This is a genomic window from Planktotalea sp. (assembly GCF_050633725.1).
Classification (GTDB): Bacteria; Pseudomonadota; Alphaproteobacteria; order Rhodobacterales; family Rhodobacteraceae; genus Planktotalea.
In genome coordinates this window covers 60,804-78,663 of the sequence record NZ_JBOEHB010000004.1, presented here as the reverse complement: position 1 = coordinate 78,663, position 17,860 = coordinate 60,804, and the positions used below count along the sequence as shown (strand labels likewise).

Genomic DNA, 17,860 nt, shown 5'->3' with positions numbered 1-17,860 from the left:
GAAGATCACGCCTGCTCCCAATGGCTTTGCCCTTTCAAAAGGACGCGCTTCATGAACGAAGTAACAATATTCGCTGCTCGCAAAATCATCACGATGAACCCTAATCGCCCAATTGTTAGTCATGTTGCGGTTCGCGAGGGCCGAATTTTGGGGGCCGGTGATCTGTTCGAATTAGAATCGTGGGGCGCATACAGGCTGGATGAGACCTTTGCCGACAAAATTCTGATGCCCGGATTGGTCGAGGGCCATGCCCATACGATGGAAGGCACCTTATGGCGCTACGTTTATTGCGGTTTTTTTGATCGCGCAGATCCAGATGGTAAAGTGTGGAGCGGGGTGCGCACGATTGATGCGATTATCGAGCGCCTTGAGGAAGCCGAGCGCGCAATGGACGATCCTGATGCGCCGTTGTCTGGCTGGTCACTTGATCCCATCTATATGGATAACACACGTGTTTCGCGCGCTGATTTGGATAGGGTTTCAACCACGCGCCCGATTGGGGTGCTGCATGCCTCGGGCCACATTCTGAATGTAAATACCAAAGCGTTGGAGCTAGGTGGTTTGCTGAAAACGGGCATCAATCACAACGGTATTCCATTGGGGGATGATGGGCTTCCGACAGGAGAACTTTTTGGCCCAGAGACGATGACACCTGTTGGCGTTCATGTCGGGTTTAATCGCTCTCTCACGGACAGCGATGAACAAGGTCTGCGTGATTTCGCCAAACTATGTGTGCGCACGGGTGTCACGACTATTACAGATCTTGCAGCCCGCCTTGAAGATGACGCTGTAGCCTCGATGCTAAGTGTGACGGGAGAGGATGACTTTCCAGCGCGTATTGTTCCGCTACAGTTCTTTATGGGAGCAACGCCAAAGGACACCGTTGAGAAGGTCGTCAAGTTAAAGGCAAAGGCCACAGATCGTCTGCGGTTGGGTCGTATCAAGGCCGTTGCGGACGGATCTATACAAGGTTTTTCCGCGCGGATGCGGTGGCCCGGGTATTATAACGGCGCACCAAATGGTTTGTGGTACACAGCGCCAGAACAGCTTGCCGAGCTTTATCGTTTGGCATTGGCCGCGGGCGTACAGGTTCATACGCACACAAACGGTGATGAAGCGACAGAGATGGTGCTGGATGTGCTTGGGCCAGCGCTGAAAGACGTGCCAAGCCCAAATCATCGCTTTACCTTGCAACATTGCCAACTCGCGGACGCGGCACAGTTTCGCCGTATGAAAGAGTTGGATATGTGCGTGAACCTGTTTGCCAACCACCATTTTTATTGGGGCGATGAGCATTATCGCCTAACAGTCGGACCAGAGCGCGCCTTGAGGATGAACGCATGTCGCACAGCGCTCGAAACGGGCGTTCCAATGGCAATCCATTCTGATGCACCTGTTACCCCACTTGGTCCCTTTTTCACGGCGTGGAGTGCGATCACCCGATTGACCGCTTCCGGGCGAACTCAAGGAGAATACGAGAAAATTGGACTGAACGAGGCGCTTTCAGCCATCACGCTAGGAGCGGCCTACACCCTACATATGGATGATGAAATTGGATCAATCGAGGTCGGCAAAAAGGCGGATTTTGCGGTTCTTCTAGATGATCCGACGGAAATCGGCGAAGCGAACCTGAAAGATGTGCAGGTTTGGGGCACAGTATTAGGAGGCCGAATTTTTCCGGCATCGGAGCTTTGAGCCCCAAGCTCCCTGTTACCGTCATTGGCGGATACCTAGGCGCGGGCAAGACAACGCTGGTAAACCATCTTCTGCGCAACGCAAACGGACTTCGGCTGGCGGTTTTGGTCAACGAATTCGGAGAGCTGGCGATAGATGAAGACCTCATCGAAGCGGAAGGCGATGATATTATTTCTATCGCTGGTGGCTGCGTTTGTTGTTCATTTGGAAGCGATCTAACTGGCGCAATGATGGATTTGGCCAAATTGGATCCGCCACCGGATCATCTGATCATTGAATCGTCTGGCGTTGCTATTCCGAGCGCGATTGTCGGCACTGTTTCCTTGCTTCCTACCTTTCGAGTTGACGGGATTGTTATTCTCGCAGACGCAGAAACCTTGCGCACTAGCGCCAACGATAAATACATGGGCGACACTGTTTTACGCCAAATTTCGGATGCGAACATAGTGGTTTTGAACAAGACCGACTTGGTCGACGAAGAAACTGCGCTTGAAACGACACGTTGGCTTGAGCGGCAAAATAGCGATGTGCGAATTATTGAGGCAATCCAAGGCGCTGTTCCCCTTGAGGTCTTATTTGATAGTTTTGTCGTCGCGGCGGTGGCCTCAACAAAACACTATGAAACTGGCAACCTCAAAATGAGCACGTTAGAAATCAAAGAGCCGATTGACGTTGAAGCGCTTGCAAAGAAACTGGTTCGGAAGTCTTCGGGGCTCATCAGGGCGAAAGGGTTCGCTATGAATTTGGATGGCGAACTCAGCTTGATTCAAGTGGTCGGAAATCGCTGGGAAGTGTCGCTGGCAAAAACAAGCGACAACATTGGCATTGTTTGTTTAGGGATGGAGGGCGAAGTCGCGCTAGATGACCTTTATTTGTGAAGGTGCAGTTCAATCTAGCGCGTTTTCAAAGCTTAGCTTCTACGTTGAGTCGATTCTCTCGCTTTGAGTTCTGTAGGTAAACATATGGACTCGGGCCTGACATCTTTTTCGGCCCACTCAAACAAAGCATTCGCTGCGCATATGCCCATTTTTTGTACGGGAAGGCGAATAGTCGAAAGCGTTGGGAAGGTAACGCTCGAACTTGGCAGATCATGAATGCCGATAACAGAAACGTCGTTTGGTACTTTAATACCCTCTCGGCTGAGCGCCGACAAAACACCGAATGCCAAAACATCTGATGCACATAGATACGCATCATAAGGATCGCCGGTTTTCAACGATTTGCGAGTCGCGGTGCTGCCGCCTTCGGCGCTTAATTCCGTTTCGAAGTAAGACACGTCGACACCTTGAGCGAACGTACCTTCGACACGCGCGCGTGTGCGGTCGTTGTTAGACGTTGGGCCATGAACCATCGCAATGTTGCGATGTCCCAGCTCAATCAAATGTTCAAGCGCTTGGCGCGCAGCAAGGGCATTGTCATACCCGATCGTGGGAAGCCGATATTGAGGGTCAAAATACGACATCGCTAAAGTGGGCGTGCGAGTGCGCTCAATTAGTTTTAACAATTCTTCATCGTGGCTTACACCCGACAAAAAGAGCCCTTCGACACCAATATTCAGAAGTTCTTCGGCTTTGCGGGTTTCTAATTCTGGGTCATCGTTGGTTGTCGCAACGACCAGGGACATACCTAGCCCCGCAAGCTGCTTTTCCAGCGCATCAAGTGTCAGCGCAAAGATATCGCTGTCTAAAGTGGGCACCAATGCGCCGAAAATTTTCGTGCGTCCAGAATTGATAGAGCGCGCGGCCGCGCTGCGAACAAATCCCAAGCGCTCAATAACAGCCTGCACTATCTGTCGTTTCTCGGCATTTACAACATCTGGTGTGTTCAACACGCGCGAAACTGTTGCGACCGACACGCCTGCTTCTCGCGCAACATCGCGTAGGTTGGGCTTCTTCTTTCGAGGCTGATTATTCATTGAGCGATGTTACAAGCATTTTGAAACTAGTTACAAGATTTTCTTGACTCGTGCATGAAAGGCGGTGTGTAACTAGTTACATTGACGTAAAGGGCTTGGGGGAGCCGTGCTACAACAGCGGTTGCAAAACGAATTCAGTAACATCGGATTTTCCGGTCATGGGCGTTCCTTTGGTGGATTTCCTGCCAAGTCCGATGTGTTCCGAGTTCAAATCCCGCCACGCGGCGCGGCGAAGTTTGAGCTTTCCGAAGGCGATGCAATAGCGGTGACACCGCTTGGTATAGGGCAAACGATTGCTCTCTTGGTTTTTGACGACATGGGCCAGAGCGCGCCTGCCTGCCTTGGTCTAAAGCAAAGCATGTGCGGTGCATTGGGCGATTTCGATGCAAGCGCGTTACAAGGCTGGATCGCGGCAAACGGCGGCGATGCGGGGCGGGTTTTGGACGGTGTCACGGTCCCTGTAGATGAGCTCGTTGTGTTTAAAGCAATGCGTTCTTGCACGCTGTGGATCGCCCGCCCGGTTGATGTCGCCAGCTTTGTTCAGGGCGCATCTACGGGTCTTGTCGAGGTTTCACTCAAACCGGCATTGTCCGGCGCATCTTCGCCACTTCCCCCGTTGTTTGCAGAGCCGCGCGAGGAATTCACTGTGCAGCGTGGCACAGCGCAGTCTTATGAGTTGCGCCCGGGTGAAGTGGTGCAAATTATCGATATCGAAGGTCAGCAGTGCTCTGATTTCATGGCAATGCGCCTCGCGCCATTGGATCAAGGGGTGGAAAAAACGATCGATAGCACGGCGACCCGTTCGATGGTGCGCGGCGCGTACCCGAGACCTGGTTTGCTCGACAAATTCTTTGATGCTGATCTTCGTCCGATGATGAATGTGCTGCAAGACACCTGCGGGCGCCATGATACCTTTGGAATGGCCTGCACAGCGCGCGGATACGAAGAGCGCGGTTTTCCTGGTCATCTCAATTGTTCTGACAATATTTCTCGCGCTTTTGATCCCTATGGGGTGAAACAGCGCCCCGCTTGGCCTGCGATCAATTTCTTTTGGAACACATGGGTCGATCCGCATACGCACCATTTGATGACCGAAGAAAGCTATTCGCGCCCCGGCGATTATGTAGCGATGAAGGCAATGGATCATTTGGTTTGTGTCTCAACAGCATGCCCAGACGATCTTGATCCAATCAACGGCTGGAACCCAACCGATGTTCATGTGCGCATCTATCGTCCGGATGCCCCTATTCGCCGTGCAATTGCTTATCGAGAAAAGGAAAATGCGCCTATGTCGATTAGCCAAGAAAGTGCGTTTCATCCAGCTACGTCGAAGCTGACAGCGCAATTTGCCCCAGCGCGCGATCTCTGGGCTCCTGTGCGATATCCAAGCGTTGGTACGATTGGCGAATATTGGGCTTGCCGCGAGAAGGTGACTTTGCAGGATATGTCGAGCCTGCGCAAATATGACATCGTTGGCCCAGATGCTGAGCGTTTATTGCAAATGGTGATGACACGAGACATTGCTCGGCTTTCTGTTTGGCGCGGAACCTATGCGCTGATTTGTGACGCGCAAGGCGCTGTGGTGGATGACGGCACGCTATTTCGTATTGGCCACGAGTTGTTTCGTTGGTGTTGCGGCAGTGAAGAAAGCGCGCGCGTGCTGGAGAACACCGCCAAAGCTGAGGGATTGCAAGTGCGCGTTCACGGTATGGGGAGTGCGATGCCCAATCTCGCGCTGCAAGGCCCGCGATCCCGCGATGTCCTGCGCAAGGTGGTATTCACCCAGCCGACGGTTCCCGCGCTTGATGATGTCAAATGGTTCGGCTGCACCATTGCGCGCATTGGTGATCGTGACGGCATTCCCTTCATGCTTGCGCGTTCTGGTTATACGGGCGAACTTGGATATGAGCTGTTCTGCTCCGTTTCTGATGCGCCTGCTTTATGGGATGCAATCATGGAAGCTGGCGACGAATTTGGCATCACGCCGATGGGCTCTGATGCGCTGAATATTATCCGTATCGAAGCGGGGCTCGCCGCAGGCCAAGCCGAGTTCGACGTCGGTGTTGATGCCCATGAGGCAGGGCTTGGATTTGCAGTCGCTGCGAGCAAGTCGGACTTCATCGGAAAAGCCGCGTTGGCGCGCAACGCGCGCGATCCGCGACGCGTTCTCAAAGGGCTGATGTTCGATTGCGATGACGTTCCCAATTCAGGGTGCCAGATTTATGTAGGTGAGCGTCCTGTTGGGGTGATTACCTCTGCTACGCGCTCTCCGATGTTTGAACGCACGATAGCAATGGCGCGACTTGCGGTTGAGCACGCCGACGTCGGTGCCAAAGTAGAAGTCGGGCAGTTGGACGGGCATATGAAGCGTTTGACCGCCACTGTCTGCGACATCCCATTTTTTGATCCCAAACGTGAAAGAGCCCGCGCATGAGTGATGCTGTCCTGGAATTAGAAGGCGTTTGGAAAGTCTTTGGAGACCGCGCCGCCGAGGCGATGAAAGCAATCCGCGCGGAAGGTATCGGAAAAGCCGAAGTGCTAGAGCGTTTTCAAGCTGTAGTCGGCGTCAAAGATGCGAGCTTTTCTGTAAAAAAGGGCGAGATTTTCTGTCTGATGGGATTATCCGGGTCAGGTAAATCTACTCTTGTGCGCCACATCAACCGTCTCATTGATCCCACGGCTGGCACCATCCGAATTCTTGGCGAAGACATTGGCAAGATGAAGACAGAACCACTGCGCGCCTTGCGCGCGACCAAGATTGGTATGGTGTTTCAAAACATGGCCTTGCTGCCGCATCGCTCGGTGCGGGACAACATTGGCTTCGCTTTGGAATTGCGCGGCATGGACGCGTACCACCGTTCACAACTTGCTGATCAGGCACTCGAAAAAGTATCGTTGCATGGTTACGGAGATCGCCTGCCTTCGGAACTATCGGGCGGCATGCAACAGCGAGTTGGCCTTGCGCGCGCACTTGCGGCTGATCCTGAAATCCTATTGATGGACGAGCCATTTTCAGCGCTTGATCCGCTCATTCGCCGGAATTTGCAGGATGAGTTTTTAGGTCTCTCCGCGAACCTCAAGAAGACGACGGTGTTTATTACCCATGATTTGGACGAAGCCATTCGCATGGGGGATCGCATCGGCATTATGAAAGACGGAGAAATTGTTCAAATCGGAACGGCTGAGGATATCGTAACGGCACCCGCCGACGATTACGTGGCTGACTTTGTTGCAGGCATTAGCCGTCTTAAATTGGTCTCCGCCGCAAAGATCATGACGGGCGTCGCCGAGCACGAAGCCAAGCACGGCGCGATCGCAACAGATGCCGATCACCCCTGCGCCAAGCCCGACGATGATCTAGACAAGCTGGTTAGCTTAAGCACGGGCACAGACCTTTCCGTGCTGATTAAGGACGGCGGCGCAACCGTTGGGGTCGTCACCAAAGATACGCTCCTTAGGGGCTTGCAAGGGGGATCAAACTCATGAGCGGTGCAGAGACCCGCGACATCAACGAACGCGATGTCAGTATTGATACGTTTGTCGCCACAAAAGAGGCTTACTACGCGCCGGCCTTTGAGCGTATTCAGCGGGCAGAGATGCCGCGCTGGAACCTGAATATTTGGGGTCTGTTAGTGCCGTGGCTTTGGGCCTCATGGCGCGGTGTCTGGCTGATGTTCTGGCTCGCTCTTGCAATCGACATGTTAGCGATTGTTTGCTTGATGCAGGTCGTCAAGTTCACACCTTTGCTCGAAACGGCATTGCTAGACCCTGATGCAAACCGAACTTTGATCCCGCGTTATTCGGGGTGGATCAACACTTATGGCACTGTTGGTTGGGTTATGTTGATTGGCGGGCGGATATGGCTCGCGAGCCAAGCAAATCGTTGGTATTATGGGCAATATAATCGCTGGCGCATTGATAGCAGTGTAGCAAATGGCGTCACGTTCAAGCGTGTGATCATCGGTTTGGTGATCCTCGCGATTTGCGCGCCGATCACAACGTATCGCGCAACCCAGCTTCGCCTTGATGACCGGGCTTGCTTGAACCAAGTCCGAACGGGTGAGCAGATAGAAGACATGATGCAGCGCTTTGGTCTGCCAAATGTCGAAGGGCTTGCGAGCGCGGTTGATGTTGAACTTGCTGCTGCTCAAGCCGAATATGATCGCTTGGATTCCCTTGAAACTCCGACAGCCGAACAAAAGAGCGAACGCAGCGCAGCGCGCAAACTTGTGCGCCAATTCGAACGGGAAGCAAAGTCGGTCAATGCCTTTGAAACAACGACAAGCAAAGATCGTTTTGATTGTGCGTTTATTGATGATTTCCCGACACTTGTACGCCTGACGCCTCAACAAGAGATCCGCTATCGCCGGGTTCCTGATGAGGCTGCGATTGCTGCGGGTGATTTGAACGCAACCAAGATTTTGGTGCAGGAAAAGCCACCTGTGGAGGGGCGCCGCGTTAATATTTTTACCTATAACGCAGAGGCTATCGACACAGGTATCAATTATTTGCGCGCGAAATACGCAGGTATCTTTGATGCCATGACCTTGGTCTTGCGCCAATCGCTCATCCGCGTCGAAGTTGCCTTCATGCAGACGCCTTGGCCAGTGACTGCCTTCCTCTTCTTGGCGCTTAGCTGGGCCTATACGAGCCGAGCGACGGTTATTTTCGTTGCGGCCTCTTTGTCTTTCCTCGCGACTTTCGAGCTATGGCAAATCGCGATGCAGACCATGGCGTTGGTTGTCGTCGCCACCGCGATCTGCGTCTTTGTGGGCCTGCCCGTGGGCATCTGGATGGCCAAGAATAAATGGTTCCGATGGATCACCGAGCCAATCCTCGATGTGATGCAGACCATTCCTTCACTCAGCTATCTGGTGCCTGCTGTTGCCTTTTTTGGCATCTCGCAACCTCCAGCAGTTCTGGCAACAGTCGTTTTTGCGATCCCGCCAATGGTCAAGCTAACGGCGCTGGGTATTCTGCAAGTGCCCGAAACCACTAAAGAAGCCGCGCTCGCCTTTGGCGCGTCCGAGCGACAGCTTTTGCGCAAGGTAGAATTACCAATGGCGATTCCTTCTATTATGGCAGGGCTCAACCAGACCATCATGCTGGCGCTATCCATGGCGACGATTTCTGCGTTCATTGGCGCGGCTGGCCTTGGTGCTTTGGTGACTGAGTCACTTGGCGATGCTCAGGCTGGCAAAGGCCTGCTCGCCGGTATCGCAATTGCCCTCGTGGCGATGATGATCGATCGCATTCTTCGCGGAATTCGAGAGTCCTTCAGCCGTATCTAGCGGCTGATCCACACCCAACGACAAACTCATAAACGACCAACAAGGGAGACTACAAAATGAAAAAACTATTCACAGCAACAGCCCTCGCGGCGGTTTGCGCGGCGTCCAGTCTAGCTGCGCAAGAGAAGATCATGATCTCTGATCCCAACTGGAACGGTGCACGTGCGGTTGGTCATGTGATCAAAGCCATCGTCACCGAGAAGATGGGAGGCGAAGCAGAAATTCTCACAGGTATGAACCAGCAGCCTGTCATTTTTGCAGGCATGGACAAGGGCGACGGCTCGATCGATATTCATCCAGACATGTGGATGCCGAACTGGCAGTCCGCTTGGGACCAGTACATCGAAGGCAATGGTACGGTTAAAACCAACAACAGCTATGCGGGTACATCGCGCCTTTATGTGCCGTCCTATATGGCTGACAAACTCAAATCCATGGAAGACTTGAACGATCCTGAAGTCGCCGCGATGTTTGACACAGACGGAAACGGTAAGGGCGAATACTGGGCAGGTGATGTGACATGGGCTTCAACAAAGCGTTGGCAGGTCAAGTTTAAGTCCTACGGCCTCGATGCGTTGTGGGAGCCAAATGTTGTGTCTGGCGATACCTTCAAAGCGGGCCTTGCCGCCGCATACGCAGCATCTCAGCCCCAGCTTTTCTATTACTGGACGCCAGAAGCGTTGCATGTGCAGTACGATCTGACGCCACTCGAAGAACCCGCGCGATCAGAAGGGTGTGAAGACCTTGATCTGGATGCGGAAAACTGGCTCGAAGTGTCTGAATTTGAATGTGCTGGTACGCCTGCGTCTGTATATGTTGCGTATTCAGCATCGCTTGAAACGCGTAATCCGGAAGTCGCTGCTATGCTAAGCCGTATGCAGCTTACGGGCGACGAAGTTGGTCTTTGGATCCAAGAGATGTTCGAGAACAAGCGTGATCCAGCGGAAGTTGCGCAAGAATGGATCGCGGATAACGCTGAAACCGTTGATGCATGGATCAACGGCTAATTTGGTAGATATCTATTGGGCCACGAAAGTTTGTGGCCCAATAGGCTGATTGCGTAAGCGTCAATTTCAGTGGAAGAGATATTCTCAGCGACCTTGGATTTGCGCGATCGCTGATTGATCGAAGGTCGGTAGCGCCGCGAGCTTTTGCTTATTTGGCTGGATTCAGCCTCAGATTTTACCGTATTGATTCTACTTGAGCGCAAAGGCAAAGCTGCTGTTCTTTGAGCGCTGGAATACTCTGTGAGGTCTTGGCGGCTTTTGTTTGCCCGCTCTTTGTTTTGTGGAGTTTTCCATGAAACGCACGAAATATTTCTTTTCTTCCAAAAATTAGAAGGCTTTCAAACCAAGCTTCTAGGCAAAAAGATTTGAGTTTTTGAAGAATTTCCAGCGTCAAAAAATGGTGGAGCGAGAGGCTTTGTAAGCCGTTTTCTGTAATGCCTTAGGAACAGGTCAACCAAGTTGGGTTTTCGACCTCTAACAGCTTGGTGCGTTTTTCCTTGATCTGAAATGCATCTTATGGTTGCGTGTATTCAATCTTAATGAGTTTGCTTGTTTCGGTCACTTTTCAAATCACTCTCTTGCTTGGTTTTTAGGCAAGCCCGGATTTCTGCGCGGCTCCTTTTCGGCTCGGCGCATCACTTTTGACAAAGGACTAATTCATATGACCACCATACGATCTTTGCTCAATTTTAAGGGCGCTGCGCTTTTCACGACGCTCCTTTGTGGAGGCGCAACAATGGCGCAAGCGGACTGTTCTTTGCCGTCAGATTGGTTCCCAAACAGCATCCCTGATCCTCAACAAACCGCGACGGGGGTCTTCACAGAAAACTGCGTTTTCCATCAATGGTCTTGGAACGCATTTTTGTGGTCGATGGAAAAAGATGCAGATGGGCGGCTTCGATTTGAATCCTTTCCAACGCAGGAAGAAACCATTGACGCGGCCTTTGGACAAAACGCTGAAGGTGCGTCATCAGGTTCAAAAATGCTGGCGCTCTCGCCCCGTGCGGCCAAAAGTGATCATCCTATAGATTCCGTCGCGCAAGCAGGCACAATGGGTATTCTTGTCGCCCAGAACAATCGCGGCGTTTATTATAGTCAGCACGTCAGTCCACAAATGTACAATCAGATCATTGCGGACAATTGGAACAATGCAGCAGGAATAGCCGGCGAAGATCCAAGCGCAACGTTTGATGTTGGCAACATTGAATACAAGGCTGCTTGGGCAATTGTGGATGATGGATTTACTGTACCAAATGCCTATGTCACCAAGGCCTTGATCCCAGAGTTGAGCATTCAAGTCGTTGATGGGGTGCCGACATTTGGTGTTGGAGCCAACCCAAATTATACCGAAGCGCAAGTTGCCTTGGTTGGCCTGCACGTCGTCGGATGGGTGAACGGCCATACTGAGGCGGTTTGGGCATCGTTTTCACCGATTGGGATCGCGCCAGTTGTGAAGCATGGTACTAAGCCAGACGAACCTGTTTCGACGACAAGCACACCATTTTATACGGCCAATACAACGCTTGCGGACTGTAACCAGACCAACGCGCCTGTTCAGTCGCTGGATGTGACGACACAACAATTTTCAATCGCAACACAGGTCTGTCAGAACTACCAATCTGGCACAGTCAAAGGATTAAGTCCCGACAACGTCAAGCATATCGCCGAAGTGAATGCGTCAGCCAAGGCGCAAATTCCTAGTGATAACGTTGCTGGCGGGTATTTCGAGATTGGAGCGGTTTGGTCGTCAAGCGACAAGCCAGGGGTCAGCAAGCTTAACTCGACGTTTCAAACAGAATTGTTTGGCTCAAACGTTCTCTCTAATCCTGTGATCGAGACCTTCACGCAAACAGAACAAGCACAGCACAATTGCTTTTCTTGCCACAACTCTTTGCAGTTTCAGCCATCGGACCCCGCGATCAAACCGCTACAGCCGTCAATGCTCAACCTGAGCCATTTCCTGATGCAGATCTACGTCGACACTTACGACAAAACCCAGTGATCGACGTGCAGTATCTTGCCAGCGTTTCGCTTGGCTGACCATAGATTTAGGAGACTTGTTAGATGACGACGATTTTACGTATTCACCCCGCAATTGGCGTTTCTCGTGTTGGTAACGCTGAAGGTTATATTATTGCCCCCGAAACGTCTGCGGGCATGCCCGGGGCTGATGGCTCGCCCATTTCTGGTGGCTTGCCAATAAAGCCAGGGGAAGAAACGGCGACAATCAGCGATAAGGATTTGCGCGACTCGCAAGGCCGTTTGAAACCCCACGCGCAACGCTTTCGCATTTTTGCATATGCCGATACGCCAACGGGGTATCCCTATACTGGAGAAGTGAGTGAGGTTTGCATTGGCAGTGTCGTTGATGGAAAAACCGTCGAAAGCATCACGTGGCAAGTCCATATGGCGAACAAGAAATCCAACAACTGGGTCATTCCCGAAAGCCCTCCAACAAAGAAAAGCCCCGAAGCCGAGCAAGACTGGAACCATGGCATTGGCGGTATGGCGCATTATGCGGGGGGAAATACGCCCAATGTGCGTAATGCAACGTTCAACACCTCAGCATACCCTGTTGAATTGAACGATCACAAATGGGGTTTAGGCGGTGATCCCGCGGATGTTGATATGTCTGATCCTGTGCGCCTCACCAAGTTGGTTATTGATGCGGGTCCAAAAACGATCAACACGTCTTTGGGACAACGGGTTGAAATGGACGATGGCCCTTGCACCTATATTGCTGCGGATGGATCAGTGGAGAATGCCGCTTATCCGCAACTTTGGCCCGCGAACAATTTTGAAACCTTGCTTACACCAAACGAGTCTCAGCTTGGCACGATGGGTGGGCTTGAGACCGACGCGCAGGGCCGCCTTTTGGTGATAGGTGCGCCTGGATATGCTGCGAGCTGGTCATTGGCGGAAAACAATCCAAGCGGCGCGGTTGATGGGCCGCCAGATTGGCAACCCGGAACGAAAAACCAACCCTTCCCACCGCCTGCGCTTGATGACCCGTTCCCGCTTTGGAGCGACATTGATAACGATGGATGGCTCGATGATGCAGGGGATGGTCCGATAACGGCCGCATTGCATTTCCAAGACGGGAGCAGCCGCGTTATCGACGTGCCTGCATGGTGCATCTGCGCGGACCCCGCCTATGCGCCCCAAGTGCGTAACGTCGTTTCCATTTGGGATGAAGTGTACAATAGCTGGCTGCGCGCACCTGAATTGAAACTGGATTGCACCATCTACGATGCGGACAATCCCGACTATGCAGCAACGCTGAGCTATAACCCAAGCTACCAAGCTGAATTTGAGCAAGATGTTTGGCCCATGTTTCGCGCCGCGCATTTGCAAATGTTCACTACAGATTTGAACAGCAAAGCGATCGGCTCGCATAAGCGTATTAGCAGCATCACACCAAGTGACGATCCTGAAGCCTATCTGCGCGTCAAAGATTTCATTCGCAATCCCAACATAACTTCGGGTGATGATCTGCAGGTCGGCGCGCCAATGATGCCATTAGCGCTCGGCGATACGGGCGGTAGTTTTCTGACGGTAACCAAGACGCAATATTTCTTCTTAGAGCAATGGTATGCGGGAACCTACAACGCAAATACCGAGACCCTGACTGCTGGCGAGTTGTTGGATAAGAACACGCTGACAAACCTGCTGGGAGGGCGATTTAGCCCCGGAATTGATCTCACCTTCATCGTGCGTGATCCATATCTATATAATCAGGACTGGAAATCGGCAGATGTGGGGACGTTCCGGATTGCAGCCAAACCACTGGATTATGCGAATGCGACAACAGCGCCATTCCTGAGCGTCGGCTATACGCCGAACCGCACAGATCCAAACAGTGTGGAGCCCGGAGATTTGTCCAAGTTCATGGCTTTGCCTTGGCACACGGATTACAACTCATGTGCAACGCATTTGCCGGCTCCGAACCCGAGCCCAAAAGAAAACCCAGCAATTTTGACAAAGAACAACACTTTGTTCTGGTCATGGCCTGCACAGCGTCCTGTGTCCGTTTACACCTACGAAGATTATCAAAATAACAACAATGCTTTCTATGCAGAACAGCGGTTTTCGGTACGTGGAACAGGAACGCAGTGGGTTGCTGGAAACCCTGATCCCGAAGTGGCCGTAGGTGCAGAAAGCGTAGGGCGCTATCAAGATCGGGTTAACATCCTTACGCATTGGTTCAATATCGGAACTGTCATTCAAGGCCCTGCGATTGAGGGTTTTGAAGGGGAGGACACGGATCTCTTCCTCGAAGTGGAAAGCTTGCTGACAGGCCCTTCAGATTGGTCGCAACCTTGGCCGATCCAAACCACAGACAAGGTTTATCCTGATACGAAAAGTCCTGTCACGGATGAATGATCGCTCCTTTGAGGTGGCGATTTTGGGTGGCGGCGCTGCAGGAAGCGCCGCTGCGCTTGCGCTTTTAAAGCGCGGTGTTTCCTCGGTTTGTATTGTTGAAAAGTCAGACTTCAGTTCTGCGCGTGCAGGCGAGACGATTCCGCCTGACACGAACCTTCTGATGCGCGAGCTTGGGGTCTTTGACACCTTCGCAGCGGATGGCCATTTGCCGTGCTTTGGCAGTCATTCATTGTGGGGAAGTCCGCAGCTTGGTCACAATGATTTTATGACGTCGCCTTATGGTCATGGTTGGCACATTGATCGTGCGCGCTTTGACAAGATGCTGTTGGAGCAGGCCATTTCTAATGGCGCTAAACTGATAGCGAAAAATTGCACCGAGGTGGCTCAAACCGATGGGTGCATTGATTATCTGGCTGTCGAAGGTGAGCGCATCTTTGCAAATCACTTTGTCGATGCCAGCGGTCGCAATTCGCAAATTTTACGCGGGCTTGGGGTTGGGCAGAATTTCAATGATCAACAGACGGTAATTTGGGCTCACTTCGCAATTCAAGACGGAGCATTGGGTCGCTCTACTTGGTTAGAGGCGGCCTCGAATGGGTGGTGGTATGCTGCGGGTTTGCCAAACGAGAAAGCCGTCGTCGCACTTGGAACCGATCCGAGACTCGCCAAGGCCGGGGGCGTGTTCCAGTTGAAACATTGGGCAGCTGCCTTGTCTGGAACGACGCTGATCGCTCCAAAGCTGCGGCACGCACGTCTGGTGCCCGATAGCCTTCGAATAACCGCCTCTCATTCTTACCGAGCGGACCGTGTATGCGGCAAAAATTGGATCGCTATCGGCGATGCAGCGTCTGGATTTGACCCCTTGTCATCCGCAGGTATCTACAAAGCGCTAAACAGTGGAAAAGCGGCTGCTGAGGCTATTCAGGGCAATGGTGCTTCATTGTATGAGCTTAATGCACAGCAGGACTATGAAACCTATTTGCTCAAGCGGCGCGAGCTGTATCAAAGTGAAACACGCTGGCCAGAAAGCGAATTTTGGGCAAAACGACATCGCGCCGCTTAAGCGGTGATCGAAGCGCAATCTGCTTAGGTGTTGCGGACTTTTCTCGGATGTATAAGCATTTTCAAGAAATTTACGCATGATTGCTTATTTTGGTGAGGTTTTTGCGCGCAATTTGCATGTTCGGATGGATATTCATTTCCTACCCCACACCAAGGAAATCCAATGTCTCGTCAATTTCACGTCTACCAATCAATCGCGCGCGCTGCGCAAGAGCATAACGTAGAAACAATGTTTGGATTGATGGGGGATGCTAATCTTTTTATGGTCGATAGCTTTGTGCGAGAGTGCGGTGGGCGCTTTGTTCCAGCGGCTCATGAAGGCAGCTCGATCCTGATGGCACTTGCCTATGCGCATGTCTCTGGCAAAGTTGGCGTCGCAACTGTGACCCATGGCCCCGCGCTTACCAACTGTGCAACCGCATTAACCGAGGGCGTGCGTGGTCACGTTCCGATGGTCGTACTTGCGGGGGATACGCCCGTCGATAATCCGCGACATCTACAAAGCCTAGATCAACGCGAGATGGTGAAAATGACAGGCGCAGGCTTTGAGCAAATGCGTGCGCCCGAAACTGTCACCAAAGACGTCGCACGGGCATTTTATCGCGCTCAGGTCGAGCGGCGTCCAATTGTCTTGAACATGCCAGCCGACTTTATGTGGCAAGAAGTCGAGCATCAAAGTCATGTGCTTGATGTTTTCACTGCACCTGGCGGCGTGGCCGAAGGGGATATCCTAGATAAAGCGATTGGCATGATCGCCTCTGCGCGTCGGCCTCTCATTCTTGCAGGCGGCGGTGCGGTGAAGGCGCGTGATCAGCTTATCGCGCTTGCGGATCGCTTAGAGGCACCACTTGCGACGACACTAAAGGCAAAGGGTCTGTTCAATGATCATCCCTACAACATTGATATCTTTGGAACCTTATCGACGCCTGCCGCTTATGAATTGATCGCCATGTCAGATTGCATAGTTTGCTTTGGCACGGCTTTGCATGATTTCACCACTGATCGCGGAAAACTAATGAAAGACAAGCGCATCGTGCAGGTTGATGTCGAACCAACTGCGATTGGTGGCGGGCTTCATCCTGACGCGGCCCTGGTTGCGGATGCGGCCCAAACGGCAGAGACGATTGTTTACTGGCTCAACGAGGCAGAGGTGCCTGCCAGCGGCTTTACACGCGAGTTGGACATCACGACACTAACGCAACATCCAATTTCCGCGGAAAAGCAGGCGGATGGGTTTGTGAATTATGTCTATGCTTTAGAGCGGCTGGAATCGGCGCTTCCAAAGGATCGGATTTTGGTGTCTGACGGAGGGCGCTTCATGACCGAGGTTTGGTGTCGCCTCTCAGCGCCTGATCCGCAAAGCTTTGTTCCGACGGTAAATTTCGGCGCGATTGGGCTTGGCCTGCAAGAAGCGATTGGCGCTGGCGTCGCCGCGCCTGACCGCCCTGTTGTCCTATTTACCGGTGATGGTGGCTTTATGATGGGGGGCATCAATGAGTTTAATACAGCCGTTCGGCTGGGGCTTGATCTGATAGTTGTTGTTGCAAATGACTCAGCTTACGGCGCGGAACACATCCAGTTTATTGACCGAAAGATGGACCCAAGTTTGACTGAATTTCATTGGCCCTCATTTGCCGAAACGGCAATTGCTTTGGGCGGGGACGGCGAGGTGGTGCGTTCAAAAGCTGAACTGGAGGTTGCCCTTGCAAGTTTGGAGGCACGCAAGGGCCCATTTTTGCTTGAATTGCGGCTCGACCCGCATGACGTTCCGCGAATGCGCGTGTAACGCGCTGATTATTCAGCGCCGAGAACCAAGGTCCAATAGGTATTTGCCCCTGTTCCTTTGCGGGCTAGGCCGAAATCTTCAAATGCTGCATTAACATTGTTCGCTTGGTGTGGTTTGGATTTCACCCAAGCATTCATAACCGCGTTTTCGTTTCTTTGACCTTTTGCGATGTTTTCACCGATGACGGTTGGATTGTATCCCGCTCTTATCGCCCGCAGCTTGACGGTTGCCGTTTCCGCCGTAGAGCCAGTGTGGGTTAGCTTGCCATTGGCGAACATATCGTTGGAATGCGCTTGGGCTGCTTTATCGAGCTTCGCGCTGTATTTTAGGGCTGGTGAGCCCGCGTCCAAACGCACAGCGTTGATAAGCGACGCGAACGAGGCATCTTTGGTTGGATTAGCCTGATAGCTATCTCCGCCAGTGATCGTTTCGGGAAACTGTCTTAGGCCCAAAATGGGATCAATTTCTCCGCCTGCAGCGATCATTTTGATTGCTGGGGGCATTGGCGGCCTGGGCGCTGAGCTGCTGGAACTTGAACCTTGGCACGCTGATAGAATAAATGGAGCAGCAAGCAAGACCGCGATATTTGAAAATTTGTCGAACATTATGATCTCCCGAAAAATGAACAGCTTTTGGCGCATCGAGAGATAGCTTTGAATTTTGAACGTGCCCTGTAAAGAAAATTCCTACATTTTCTGCGTTGCTGTAAAGTGATCTGTGC

General features: G+C 52.2%; 12 protein-coding genes. 10 read left to right on the top strand and 2 right to left on the bottom strand.

The features are described 5' to 3' along the window. Positions 1-51: 51 nt before the first annotated feature. Entirely contained in the window at positions 52-1,695 is a 1,644-nt protein-coding gene (locus ACRBCU_RS05065) for an amidohydrolase (RefSeq protein ID WP_431364285.1), read from the top strand. Beyond that, positions 1,692-2,573 (top strand): CobW family GTP-binding protein, encoded by an 882-nt coding sequence (locus ACRBCU_RS05060; protein WP_431364284.1) that lies wholly within the window; start codon positions 1,692-1,694, stop codon positions 2,571-2,573. Before ACRBCU_RS05065 ends, ACRBCU_RS05060 begins: the two co-directional genes overlap by 4 nt. A gap of 32 nt (positions 2,574-2,605) precedes the next feature. Here ACRBCU_RS05060 and ACRBCU_RS05055 read toward each other — a convergent pair whose 3' ends face one another. Continuing rightward, entirely contained in the window at positions 2,606-3,610 is a 1,005-nt protein-coding gene (locus ACRBCU_RS05055; RefSeq protein WP_431364283.1) for a LacI family DNA-binding transcriptional regulator, read from the bottom strand. Between the two features lie 106 nt (positions 3,611-3,716). On the opposite strand from ACRBCU_RS05055, the gene ACRBCU_RS05050 reads away from it, so the two are divergent. The 8 genes from ACRBCU_RS05050 (at position 3,717) to ACRBCU_RS05015 (ending at position 17,139) form a co-directional block, all read left to right on the top strand. Beyond that, complete coding sequence (locus ACRBCU_RS05050; protein ID WP_431364282.1) at positions 3,717-6,044, top strand: DUF1989 domain-containing protein; 2,328 nt, start codon at positions 3,717-3,719, stop codon at positions 6,042-6,044. Next, complete coding sequence (locus ACRBCU_RS05045) at positions 6,041-7,096, top strand: quaternary amine ABC transporter ATP-binding protein (protein ID WP_431364281.1); 1,056 nt, start codon at positions 6,041-6,043, stop codon at positions 7,094-7,096. The genes ACRBCU_RS05050 and ACRBCU_RS05045 overlap by 4 nt, the downstream gene beginning before the upstream one ends. Next, positions 7,093-8,901, top strand: a complete 1,809-nt coding sequence (locus ACRBCU_RS05040; protein WP_431364280.1) for an ABC transporter permease — start codon at positions 7,093-7,095, stop codon at positions 8,899-8,901. Before ACRBCU_RS05045 ends, ACRBCU_RS05040 begins: the two co-directional genes overlap by 4 nt. Before the next feature lie 56 nt (positions 8,902-8,957). Then, positions 8,958-9,908, top strand: coding sequence for a glycine betaine ABC transporter substrate-binding protein (locus ACRBCU_RS05035; protein ID WP_431364279.1), 951 nt, complete (start codon positions 8,958-8,960; stop codon positions 9,906-9,908). 661 nt (positions 9,909-10,569) lie between these two features. Then, a complete protein-coding gene (locus tag ACRBCU_RS05030; RefSeq protein WP_431364278.1) occupies positions 10,570-11,910 on the top strand; it encodes a hypothetical protein in 1,341 nt (446 codons plus the stop codon). Positions 11,911-11,972: 62 nt separating this feature from the next. Beyond that, positions 11,973-14,291, top strand: a complete 2,319-nt coding sequence (locus tag ACRBCU_RS05025) for a LodA/GoxA family CTQ-dependent oxidase (RefSeq protein ID WP_431364277.1) — start codon at positions 11,973-11,975, stop codon at positions 14,289-14,291. Then, a complete protein-coding gene (locus ACRBCU_RS05020; protein ID WP_431364276.1) occupies positions 14,284-15,354 on the top strand; it encodes an NAD(P)/FAD-dependent oxidoreductase in 1,071 nt (356 codons plus the stop codon). Before ACRBCU_RS05025 ends, ACRBCU_RS05020 begins: the two co-directional genes overlap by 8 nt. A gap of 162 nt (positions 15,355-15,516) precedes the next feature. Next, on the top strand, positions 15,517-17,139 hold the full coding sequence (locus ACRBCU_RS05015; RefSeq protein WP_431364275.1) for a thiamine pyrophosphate-binding protein: 1,623 nt from the start codon (positions 15,517-15,519) through the stop codon (positions 17,137-17,139). Positions 17,140-17,147: 8 nt separating this feature from the next. Here the strand turns inward: ACRBCU_RS05015 and ACRBCU_RS05010 are convergent, their stop codons facing one another. Next, positions 17,148-17,642, bottom strand: coding sequence for a CAP domain-containing protein (locus ACRBCU_RS05010; RefSeq protein WP_431364274.1), 495 nt, complete (start codon positions 17,640-17,642; stop codon positions 17,148-17,150). Positions 17,643-17,860: the final 218 nt, after the last annotated feature.

What these genes read in the sequence shown, in the direction of transcription:
- ACRBCU_RS05030 (WP_431364278.1), top strand. Translation starts at nt 10,570, where the DNA reads ATGACCACCATACGATCTTTGCTCAATTTTAAGGGCGCTGCGCTTTTC.
- ACRBCU_RS05015 (WP_431364275.1), top strand. Translation starts at nt 15,517, where the DNA reads ATGTCTCGTCAATTTCACGTCTACCAATCAATCGCGCGCGCTGCGCAA.
- ACRBCU_RS05020 (WP_431364276.1), top strand. Translation starts at nt 14,284, where the DNA reads ATGAATGATCGCTCCTTTGAGGTGGCGATTTTGGGTGGCGGCGCTGCA.
- ACRBCU_RS05035 (WP_431364279.1), top strand. Translation starts at nt 8,958, where the DNA reads ATGAAAAAACTATTCACAGCAACAGCCCTCGCGGCGGTTTGCGCGGCG.
- ACRBCU_RS05045 (WP_431364281.1), top strand. Translation starts at nt 6,041, where the DNA reads ATGAGTGATGCTGTCCTGGAATTAGAAGGCGTTTGGAAAGTCTTTGGA.
- ACRBCU_RS05010 (WP_431364274.1), bottom strand. Translation starts at nt 17,642, where the DNA reads ATGCCCCCAGCAATCAAAATGATCGCTGCAGGCGGAGAAATTGATCCC.
- ACRBCU_RS05025 (WP_431364277.1), top strand. Translation starts at nt 11,973, where the DNA reads ATGACGACGATTTTACGTATTCACCCCGCAATTGGCGTTTCTCGTGTT.
- ACRBCU_RS05055 (WP_431364283.1), bottom strand. Translation starts at nt 3,610, where the DNA reads ATGAATAATCAGCCTCGAAAGAAGAAGCCCAACCTACGCGATGTTGCG.
- ACRBCU_RS05040 (WP_431364280.1), top strand. Translation starts at nt 7,093, where the DNA reads ATGAGCGGTGCAGAGACCCGCGACATCAACGAACGCGATGTCAGTATT.
- ACRBCU_RS05065 (WP_431364285.1), top strand. Translation starts at nt 52, where the DNA reads ATGAACGAAGTAACAATATTCGCTGCTCGCAAAATCATCACGATGAAC.